This window comes from Bacillus cereus group sp. BfR-BA-01355 (assembly GCF_022663675.1).
GTDB classification, from domain to species: Bacteria; Bacillota; Bacilli; order Bacillales; family Bacillaceae_G; genus Bacillus_A; species Bacillus_A thuringiensis_S.
The window spans coordinates 1-10,786 of sequence record NZ_JAKUFY010000149.1 but is presented as its reverse complement, the minus strand read 5'-3'; the positions used below and the strand labels follow the sequence as shown (position 1 = coordinate 10,786).

The window sequence follows — 10,786 nt, the reverse complement described above, 5'->3', positions numbered from 1 at the left end:
AAGAAAGTAGAAGAACAGAAGAAAGCAGAAGAACAGAAGAAAGTAGAGGAACAGAAGAAAATAGAAGAGCAAAAGAAAGTAGAAGAGCAAAAGAAAGCAGAAGAACAGAAAAAAGCGGAGTAACTGCTGTAGTGAAACGGCTGGAAAACAAGAATGTGGTGCAAGAGATAATGAACGAATAAGCAAAACTAGTAATATTTATATGAGTGTGAGGGAACGTTAGCCCTCACCTCTTTGTTTTTCTTTTTTCTTATAGTATTAAATGCATTTGAGTGTGAAAAAAGTTATAAATCATCATTCTTTTTTTCTGAAAAATCTAAATAATATTGAGAAATAAAAATAACTGAAAATATTAATAAATATGTGTTGTGTTTATATAGGGTTGTTCGTTATAATGAACATAAGGTTTTTAAAAAAGAACACATATTAGCTAAGCTAATATAGTTTTCTTTACATCTCTTATTGAAAAATAAGTGATAAAAATATAAAAAAAAGCTAGGGGGAATTGATTGTGAGTCTGAAAAAGAAATTAGGTATGGGAGTTGCATCAGCAGCATTGGGGTTAGCTTTAATTGGTGGAGGAACATTTGCATTCTTTAGCGATAAAGAAGTATCAAACAATACATTTGCAGCTGGGACGTTAGACCTTACATTAAACCCTAAGACGCTTGTAGATATTAAAGATTTAAAACCAGGGGATTCTGTTAAGAAAGAGTTCTTATTACAAAACAGCGGTTCGTTAACTATTAAAGACGTTAAATTAGCAACAAAGTATACTGTTAAAGATGCAAAAGGTGATAATGCTGGTGAAGACTTTGGTAAGCACGTTAAAGTAAAATTCCTTTGGAACTGGGATAAACAAAGTGAGCCTGTATACGAAACAACTTTAGCAGACTTACAAAAAGTTGATCCAGATCTTTTAGCTAAAGACATCTTTGCTCCTGAGTGGGGAGAAAAGGGTGGATTAGCAGCTGGTACAGAGGATTATCTATGGGTACAATTTGAATTTGTAGATGATGGAAAAGACCAGAATATCTTCCAAGGTGATACATTGAATTTAGAATGGACATTCAATGCTAACCAAGAAGCTGGGGAAGAAAAATAATAAAAAAGCGGGTATTCCCGCTTTTTTTTATAAAGAAAAAGAAGTGCTGGTTGTAAGCACTTCTTTCTATTATTATTTTTGATTTTGCTTCCACTTTGTAAATTCAAGAAATTCACGAAATTGTTCTTTGGAGACACCAGAGTTCATTGCATCTTTAACGAGTTGTGTCCATTCGGAGTCTAGGTTAGTTGCCTTTGTTGTTTCATCATGAAGTAAAGTATCAACTGGAATTTGTAGAACTGCTGCGATCTTTTCAAGAAACTGAATGGAAGGGTTTTTTTGTAAATTTCGTTCTATAGAACTAATGTAAGATTTAGCAACGCCAGCTTTTTCGGCAAGTTCAGTTAATGAAATACCTTTTTGTAAACGAAGGCGTTTTATACGTTCTCCAATCATATTTGCGCACCTTTCTATCAATATGTAGTTGTCTTATGATGTCATTATTATAACATAAACTTCGTTAAAAAGAACAAACCTATTGAGCCTGACTGGATGGCTTCATACGTTGGAAAAATTGCTCGATGTCTTGCATGGCGATACCAGCATCTAGAGCTTCAAGTATTAAATCAATCCATTCTTGATCCAGTGCGTCTGTCTTATCTTTGTACAAATGTAATTCCTCCCTAATTATCGGTCATAATTGCTGCTACAGAATACATGATAATGCAATCGGACTTTGTGTTTTATATAGTGAATTATCAAATACTTTGTAGATGAAACAAAGATAAAATCCCCATTAAACTCCCTCTATGGAAATTATAAATTGTTCGATAAAAACTTTCAATATTTTCAGAAAACATTGTTGAATTGTGATATATCCGTATGTTAACTATGAAATTTTTACAAATATATTAAAAACATTACATAATATGACTAAATATTGAAAAAATATTGAATTTTTAATAAAATTTAATTTGTAATACATATTATTTATTAGGGGAGGAAATAAGGGATGAACAAGAAACCGTTCAAAGTTTTGTCATCAATCGCTTTGACAGCTGTATTAGGCCTTTCATTCGGAGCTGGCACTCAATCGGCATATGCTGAAACACCTGTGAATAAAACAGCTACGAGCCCAGTGGATGATCATTTAATTCCAGAAGAGCGTTTAGCAGATGCACTGAAAAAACGTGGGGTAATTGATTCTTCAGCTTCAGAGAAAGAAACAAAGAAAGCTGTTGAAAAGTATGTAGAGGACAAAAAGGGTGAAAATCCTGGGAAAGAAGCAACAAATGGGGATCAACTTACGAAAGAAGCATCTGACTTTTTAAAGAAAGTGAAAGATGCGAAAGCAGATACGAAAGAAAAACTAAATCAGCCAGCAACAGGGACACCTGCAGCGACAGGACCAGTTAAAGGCGGACTAAATGGTAAAGTACCAACTTCTCCAGCAAAACAAAAAGCATATAACGGCGATGTCCGTAAAGATAAGGTACTTGTTTTACTTGTAGAGTACGCTGATTTTAAACATAACAACATCGATAAAGAACCTGGTTATATGTATTCGGAAGACTTTAACAAAGAACACTATGAAAAAATGTTATTCGGTGATGAGCCATTCGCGTTAGAGGATGGAAGCAAAATCGAAACATTTAAACAATATTACGAAGAGCAATCCGGTGGTAGTTACACAGTGGACGGAACAGTTACAAAATGGTTAACAGTTCCTGGTAAAGCTGCTGATTATGGTGCAGATGCTGCTACAGGTCATGATAATAAAGGACCAAAAGGACCACGTGATCTAGTAAAAGATGCATTAAAAGCAGCTGTAGATAGCGGTCTTGATTTATCACAGTTTGATCAGTTCGATCAATACGATGTAAATGGTGATGGAAATCAAAATCAACCAGACGGTTTAATCGATCACTTAATGATTATTCATGCGGGTGTTGGACAAGAAGCTGGCGGTGGTAAATTAGGTGATGATGCAATTTGGTCACATCGCTGGACAGTTGGACCAAAACCATTCGCAATTGAAGGCACACAAGCGAAAGTTCCATATTGGGGCGGAAAGATGGCAGCATTCGACTACACAATTGAACCAGAAGATGGCGCAGTTGGTGTATTCGCGCATGAATATGGCCATGATTTAGGTTTACCAGATGAGTATGATACAGACTATACGGGTCATGGTGAGCCAATTCAAGCTTGGTCTGTTATGAGTGGCGGCAGCTGGGCTGGTAAAATCGCTGGAACAACACCAACGAGTTTCTCACCACAAAATAAAGAGTTTTTCCAAAAAACAATTGGTGGTAACTGGGCAAATATCGTAGAAGTAGATTACGAGAAATTAAATAAAGGTATCGGTCTAGCAACATATTTAGACCAAAGTGTTACGAAATCTAACCGTCCAGGTATGATTCGTGTTAACTTACCAGATAAAGATGTAAAAACAATTGCACCAGCATTTGGTAAGCAGTATTACTACAGCACAAAAGGTGATAATCTTCATACAACGTTAGAAACACCACTGTTCGATTTAACGAATGCAACGAATGCGAAATTTGATTTCAAATCGTTATATGAAATCGAAGCAGAGTATGATTTCCTTGAAGTACATGCTGTAACAGAAGATGGTCAAAAAACGTTAATTGAAAGACTTGGCGAGAAAGCAAATAGTGGAAATGCAGATTCGACAAATGGAAAATGGATTGACAAATCATATGATTTAAGTCAATTCAAAGGTAAAAAAGTAAAATTAACGTTTGAGTACATTACGGATGGTGGTTTAGCATTAAATGGTTTCCTACTTGATAATGCGTCATTAACAGTAGATGGTAAAGTTACATTCTCAGATGATGCTGAAGGTACACCACAATTAAAATTAGATGGTTTCGTTGTATCTAGCGGAACAGAGAAGAAAAAACATAACTACTACGTAGAGTGGAGAAACCATACTGGATCAGATAGCGCATTGAAATTTGCTCGCGGTCCAGAATATAACTCAGGTATGGTTGTATGGTATGCAGACTCAGCTTACGCAGATAACTGGGTTGGTTTACATCCAGGACATGGTTTCCTTGGTGTAGTTGATTCTCATCCAGAAGCAATTGTAGGAACTTTAAATGGTAAACCAACAATTGATAGTAGTACACGATTCCAAATCGCTGATGCGGCATTCTCATTCGATAAAACGCCAGCTTGGAAAGTTGTATCTCCAACGCGTGGAACGTATACGTATGATGGCTTAGCGGGTGTAGCGAAGTTTGATGATTCGAAAACGTATATTAATCAACAGATTCCAGATGCAGGACGTATTTTACCGAAGCTTGGTCTGAAGTTTGAAGTAGTAGGACAAGCTGATGATAATTCTGCAGGTGCTGTTCGTTTATATCGTTAATACTGTGAAACTACCGAGAGATTTTCTTTCGGTAGTTTTTTTGTGAGCAATGAATTTTATATAGTTGAAAAAGTCATATATAATGTAACTTTAAGAATAGAAATTTATTATATATGAAGTCTATATAAATAATGAAAGAACTGGATAAAAATAGTGGGAGAAGGTGAGTGAATGAGTATTTCCTCTATTGTAAGTAGGCAAAAGGAATATTTTTTAAAAGGGCATACGAGAAGCATCGAAATGAGAAAGAATAATTTGAAGAGGCTTTATGAAGGCATTCAGCGTTTTGAAGAAGAAATATTTCAGGCATTGAAATTAGATTTAAATAAGTCAGTTCACGAGTCGTTTACAACGGAAGTTGGATATGTATTAAAAGAAATTTCTTTTCAATTGAAACATATGTCATCGTGGAGTAAACCAAAGCGAGTTCGAACAGCACTGACTCATTTTGGATCAAAAGGAAAAGTAGTGCCAGAACCGTATGGTGTTACGCTTATTATTGCACCGTGGAACTATCCGTTCCAATTAGCAATTGCACCACTTGTAGGAGCACTGGCAGCTGGAAATACAATCGTTTTAAAGCCGTCAGAGTTAACGCCAAGCGTTTCAAAAGTGCTTAAGAGAATGTTAGGTGAGTTATTCCCAGAAGAGCTTGTAGCGGTAGTAGAAGGTGGCGTTGAAGAGAGTACATCTTTGCTGAGGGAACCGATTGATTATATTTTCTTTACTGGTAGTGTTGGCGTTGGAAAAGTTGTAATGGAAGCAGCAGCGAAACAGTTGACGCCGCTTACGTTAGAACTTGGCGGGAAAAGTCCTTGTATTGTACATAAAGATGCAAAGATAGAGATGACAGCAAGAAGAATTGTTTGGGGTAAGTTTTTAAATGCAGGGCAGACGTGTGTAGCGCCTGATTATATGTACGTGCATTCTTCCGTGAAAGAAAAGCTAATTGAAGCAATGCGACATGAAATTACAGAGCAGTATAGTAAAGAACCTTTGCAAAATGAAAATTACGTGCGTATTGTAAGTGAGCGTCATTTTGAACGATTATGTCGATTTTTACAAGATGGTCAAGTCGTAATTGGTGGAAACTATAAGAAAGATACATTACATATTGAGCCGACAGTACTAGCGGATACTACATGGCAAGATGCTGTTATGGAAGATGAAATTTTTGGCCCGATTTTACCAATCATAGAGTACGACAATATAGAAGATGTAATTGGCACAATTCAGCAACATCCGAAGCCGTTAGCGTTATATGTATTTTCTGAAGATAAAGAAGTACAAAAGAAAGTGACGAGTAATATTTCATATGGTGGAGGCTGTATTAATGATGTTGTCTATCATCTTGCCACGCCATATTTACCTTTTGGGGGTGTTGGAAGTAGTGGATTAGGGGGTTATCATGGGAAAGAAAGTTTTCGGACTTTTTCACATTATAAAAGCATTTTAGCCCAATCTACAGCATTCGACATGAAAATTCGTTACTCTTCTACAAAAAGTGCTTTAAAATTCATACGAAAGTTGTTAAAATGATGATGGTGTTTATCAGTAGGCGCAGCCGTATGATAATAGCCCCTTCGCAATGGAAGGGGTTTTTCTGTTCGACGTTATGTATCATGCGAAAATGAATCAAACATACTACATAAAGAATAGAAACGAACGCTTGCTAAATAACCATTTTTGTTTGGATCGAAACAAAAAATAGTCTATAGAACATAAATATTTATTCATGAATATAAAAATTTAAAATTTAAGGTAGATAGGACGGGAAAATGAAAAAGATTATTAAAGTTGAAGCAGTTGAAAAACATTTTGGAAATCAAGTGATTATCCCACCTCTTTCTTTAGATATTAAAGAGGGAGAGTTTTTAACAATTTTAGGGCCGAGTGGCTGCGGGAAAACGACTTTACTTCGTATGATCGCAGGATTTGAAACTCCAACTAAAGGGAATCTTTTATTAGATGATGAAAGAATTAACGATTTACCGCCATATAAGCGTCATATGAACCTAGTGTTCCAACATTACGCACTATTCCCACATATGACAGTGGAGAAGAATATTTGTTTTGGTATGAAAATGCAGAAAGTATCAGCAGCAGAGCAGAAAGAGCGTGCTGAAGAGGCAATGCGTTTAACGCAGTTACTTGAGTTCCGTAATCGTAAACCTGCGAAGCTTTCTGGTGGACAACAGCAGCGTGTTGCAATTGCAAGAGCAATTGTAAATAATCCGCGTGTATTACTATTAGATGAGCCACTTGGAGCGCTTGACTTTAAGTTACGAAAAGACTTGCAACGTGAATTGAAAAACTTACAACGTAATTTAGGAATTACGTTCATATACGTAACGCACGATCAAGAAGAAGCAATGAGCATGAGCGATCGTATCGTGGTTATGAATAAAGGACATATCGAACAAATCGGAACGCCGAAAGAAATTTATAATAAGCCGAAAACGTTGTTCGTTGCGACATTCATCGGTGAAAATAATATTGTGAAAAACGGGGAAGGCTATGTAGCAATTCGCCCTGAAAATGTAAAAGTACGTTCGGTTGAAGAACCAATTTTAAAAGAATACCATCTTGGACATATTGAAGATATAGAGTTTGTCGGAAATATGGAGAAGCTTTATGTACGTGATGAGAAAACATCAGAATTACTAATGGCATATCAAACTGCTGAAGAGGCAGCGCAGTGGAGCATTGGAGATAATGTATATGTAGGCTGGGAGCAAGAGGACGAGGTGACCTTAAATTGAAAAAAGGGAAATTACTCGCACTACCTACAGTCGCGTGGTTATTAATTTTCTTCCTAATCCCGCTCGTATTCGTATTAGGATTCGCCTTCATGCAGCGCGGAGCTTACGGGACAGTAGAAATGCAATTTACGCTGGAGAATATATCCCGTGTGTTTGATCCATTGTACTTAGGGACATTATGGGAAACTGTTAAAATCGCAGTTATTACTACAGTAATATGTTTATTAATTGGTTATCCATTTGCGTATACAATTACAATTGTTGACCGCAAATATCGTTCTATTCTTTTATTATTGGCAACGATCCCGTTTTGGATTAACTTTCTTGTTCGTTCATACGCATGGATTGTTATTTTACGTTCACAAGGCCTTGTGAATACGTTGTTATTAAAGCTTGGTATTATTAGTGAACCGTTAAATTTATTATATAATACTCCTTCTGTAATACTCGGAATGGTCTATTCTTTATTACCATTTATGATCTTACCAGTGTATGCAGCAATTGAGCAGCTAGATAAGCGTAAGCTAGAAGCGGCTTATGATTTAGGAGCAACACCAATAAAGGCATTTTGGAATATAACAGTGCCGATGACAATGTCAGGAATTGCGACTGGTTCTATTTTAGTATTCGTTTCTTCTATCGGAATGTTTGTTGTATCAGACGTGATGGGCGGATCGAAAGTAGCATTAATCGGAAACGTTATTCAAAACCAATTCTTAGGTGCACGTGACTGGCCGTTTGGATCTGCGTTATCGATTATCGTTGTTCTATTCTCTGTTCTGTTAATTTACTTATATTATCGTGCAACGAAAGTATATAAATATAATGAGAACGGAGGGGAATAGGCAAAGATGAAGAAGTTTTTAGTTTCTTATTCTTGGTTAATTTTGTTATTCTTGTATTTTCCAATGATGGTTTTAATGGTCTATTCTTTCAACGACTCTCGCATTAATGCGGAGTGGGAAGGTTTTACATTCCATTGGTATACAGATTTATTTCAAAAACAAGATGTTATTGATGCATTTGTAAATAGTATTACGATTGCAGTTATAACAACGATTGTGACAACGGTACTTGGCGTATTCTTTGCGATTGCTTTACATCGTTATAAATATCGTTTCGAAGGGGCTATTAATGGCCTTGTATATTTACCAATTTTAATTCCTGATATTTTAATGGGATTATCTTTACTAATTCTTTTCAGTCAGTTAGGAATGGAACTTGGACAAACAACGATTATTATTGCACATATTACATTTAGTATTTCGTTTGTTGTTGTTATTTTAGCTGCGCGTCTTTCAAGTATGGGACGTGACTTAGAAGAAGCTGCAAATGATTTAGGAGCAACGCCTTGGCAAACGTTTCGTTATGTAACGTTCCCAGCAATTGCACCGGGAGTTATTTCGGCAGCATTATTAACATTCACATTATCAATTGATGATTTTGTAATTAGTTTCTTCGTATCAGGACCAGGATCAACAACATTGCCATTATACATTTACAGTATGGTTAAGCGCGGAGTATCACCAGAAATTAATGCTCTTTCTACAATTTTAATTGTTGCTATCGTAGGATTAATGGTTCTATCTGAAATCTTCCGTAACAAAGGTGCAGATGGTGAAGAAAACTCTGGAGGACACCTTCCTTTATAATACGAACGATATAGAAAGTACGAGGGGGTAATAAACCGATGAAATTAATGAAAAGAATAGCTGGCGCAGCAATTAGCTTTAGCCTTGTTGCTGGTGTACTTGCTGGTTGTGGTGAAAAAAAAGAAGAATTAAATATTTATAGCTGGGCTGACAATTTTGATGAGCAAGTGCTAAGAGATTTTGAAAAGAAATATAATGTGAAAATTAACTATGATAAGTACGCAAGTAACGAAGAAATGCTTGCGAAATTACAAGCTGGTGGCGCAAAGTATGATTTAATTCAGCCATCTGATTACATGGTTAAAACAATGGCGAAAATGGATTTATTAGCGCCGTTAGATAAAAAGAATATCCCAAATATCGAAAACATGGTTTCTAATTTCAAAACACCGGCGTTTGATCCAGAGAATAAATATTCTTTAGTGTACACTTGGGGTGTAACAGGGATTGCATACAATAAAAAGTATGTGAAAGAAGCACCTACAAGCTGGGCTGACTTATGGAATGAGAAATATAAAGGGCATGTAACGTTACTAAACGATTCTCGTGAAGTATTAGGAATGGGTCTTAAGAAGCACGGTTTCTCAAACAGTACGAAAGAAGATGCAGAGTTAAAGACAGCAGCAGATGATTTAAAGAAGCTGCTTCCAAACTTATTAGCATTTGATACAGACAACATTAAACAAAAATTCATTACAGAAGATGCTTGGATCGGAACAGTTTGGTCTGGAGATGCAGCATTTATCGCAAAAGATAATAAAGATGTAGAATACGTTGTACCAAAAGAAGGCGGCACAATTTGGGCTGATACGTTAGCAATTCCAAAAGGTGCAAAACATAAAGAGCTTGCTGAGAAATTTATGAACTACTTACTAGATGAAAAAGTAAGTGTGAAAAACTACGAGTCAATTGGTTACAGTAATCCAAATGAAAAAGCTCAACCTCTTCATAGTAAAGAATACCGTGATAATCACATGATTTTCTTAACGAAAGAAGAGTTAGATCGTACAGAATGGCTTGTTGATGTAGATGATAAGTTAAAAGACTATGATCGTTACTGGACGGAGCTAAAAACAAAAGGTAAATAAGTAAGGAAATGCGGTTTCTAAAGTAGAAATCGCATTTTTTCATAGTAGGAGGAAATCGTTTGAAGAAGAAGTTACATCAATATGAGATAATGTGTATTGCTTTATTATTTGCTGTATTTGGTATTGTTGCTTGGCGCGTACATGCAGGTGGCGTTACCGTGATGGATACATATGTCCGTGGATTAGTAAAAGGGCTACAAACGGAGAGTTCCCTTACATTTTTCTCGTACTTTACAAAATTGGGATCAGCAATTGGGATAGTCGCTACGCTCGTTATAAGTTTGCTTGTTTTTTGGAAGAAGCGTTATTATGCTACGATGATTGTGTATCCACTGGGAATTTTAATAACACATCTTGTGAATAAAGGGATAAAAGAGATTGTACAGAGAGAACGTCCGTCATTAAATGAAGCGCTAGATGCACTTGGATATAGTTTTCCTAGTGGACATGCAATGCTATCAATTATGACATTTGGATTTCTTGCTTATATCATTGCTGCTAATTTGAAAAGCATAGCTGGGAAATGTGTCACAACGATTTTGATGGGCACAGTAATTCTATCGATTGGATTAAGTAGAGTCATTTTAAATGTACATTACCCAACTGATATTTTAGCTGGTTACTGCGTAGGTGGTATTTTGTTAATTATCGCGATTTACTATCATCGTTTACTTACTGAGAGATTGGGGCTTAATAAAGAGAGATAGAAAAAACGCCTGGAAAAACTATGGAGTGAACCCTTAGAATGAGACGAAAAAAACACCTCTCTAAATCGTAAGTATCAGTTATGATTTTAATGGAGGTGTTTTTCTTATGGGGAAAAAGACGCATTATCCCGC

At 36.1% G+C, this 10,786-nt stretch carries 10 protein-coding genes; 8 read left to right on the top strand and 2 right to left on the bottom strand.

The features are described from left to right. Nucleotides 1-511: 511 nt before the first annotated feature. A complete protein-coding gene (calY, locus tag MR167_RS28625; protein ID WP_000053713.1) occupies nucleotides 512-1,105 on the top strand; it encodes a biofilm matrix protein CalY in 594 nt (197 codons plus the stop codon). A gap of 72 nt (nucleotides 1,106-1,177) precedes the next feature. Here the strand turns inward: calY and MR167_RS28620 are convergent, their stop codons facing one another. Both MR167_RS28620 and MR167_RS28615 read right to left on the bottom strand, forming a co-directional pair. Next, nucleotides 1,178-1,501 carry a helix-turn-helix domain-containing protein gene (locus MR167_RS28620; protein WP_000578875.1) on the bottom strand — a complete coding sequence of 108 codons (324 nt, stop codon included), beginning with the start codon at nucleotides 1,499-1,501 and terminating at the stop codon, nucleotides 1,178-1,180. 79 nt (nucleotides 1,502-1,580) lie between these two features. Then, the gene (locus MR167_RS28615; protein WP_000276219.1) at nucleotides 1,581-1,715 is read right to left on the bottom strand and encodes an anti-repressor SinI family protein; all 135 of its coding nucleotides are present in this window, start codon (nucleotides 1,713-1,715) and stop codon (nucleotides 1,581-1,583) included. A 342-nt stretch (nucleotides 1,716-2,057) separates the two neighbouring features. Here MR167_RS28615 and inhA1 point away from each other — a divergent pair, with 342 nt between their 5' ends. The 7 genes from inhA1 to MR167_RS28580 all read left to right on the top strand — a co-directional run bounded on the left by inhA1 (nucleotide 2,058) and on the right by MR167_RS28580 (nucleotide 10,654). Next, a complete protein-coding gene (gene inhA1 / locus MR167_RS28610; protein WP_001035950.1) occupies nucleotides 2,058-4,445 on the top strand; it encodes a M6 family metalloprotease immune inhibitor InhA1 in 2,388 nt (795 codons plus the stop codon). Nucleotides 4,446-4,616: 171 nt separating this feature from the next. Next, nucleotides 4,617-5,984: an aldehyde dehydrogenase gene (locus MR167_RS28605; protein ID WP_000028385.1), complete on the top strand. Its 1,368-nt coding sequence runs from the start codon at nucleotides 4,617-4,619 to the stop codon at nucleotides 5,982-5,984. A gap of 239 nt (nucleotides 5,985-6,223) precedes the next feature. Then, nucleotides 6,224-7,207, top strand: a complete 984-nt coding sequence (potA, locus tag MR167_RS28600) for a spermidine/putrescine ABC transporter ATP-binding protein PotA (RefSeq protein ID WP_000720333.1) — start codon at nucleotides 6,224-6,226, stop codon at nucleotides 7,205-7,207. Further along, nucleotides 7,204-8,052 carry a spermidine/putrescine ABC transporter permease PotB gene (gene potB, locus MR167_RS28595; protein WP_000715500.1) on the top strand — a complete coding sequence of 283 codons (849 nt, stop codon included), beginning with the start codon at nucleotides 7,204-7,206 and terminating at the stop codon, nucleotides 8,050-8,052. The genes potA and potB overlap by 4 nt, the downstream gene beginning before the upstream one ends. 6 nt (nucleotides 8,053-8,058) lie before the next feature. Then, entirely contained in the window at nucleotides 8,059-8,859 is an 801-nt protein-coding gene (potC, locus tag MR167_RS28590; protein WP_000714192.1) for a spermidine/putrescine ABC transporter permease PotC, read from the top strand. A 38-nt stretch (nucleotides 8,860-8,897) separates the two neighbouring features. Further along, a complete protein-coding gene (gene potD, locus MR167_RS28585) occupies nucleotides 8,898-9,947 on the top strand; it encodes a spermidine/putrescine ABC transporter substrate-binding protein PotD (RefSeq protein ID WP_242316053.1) in 1,050 nt (349 codons plus the stop codon). A 59-nt stretch (nucleotides 9,948-10,006) separates the two neighbouring features. Beyond that, nucleotides 10,007-10,654, top strand: a complete 648-nt coding sequence (locus MR167_RS28580) for a phosphatase PAP2 family protein (RefSeq protein ID WP_118961646.1) — start codon at nucleotides 10,007-10,009, stop codon at nucleotides 10,652-10,654. Nucleotides 10,655-10,786 lie beyond the last annotated feature (132 nt).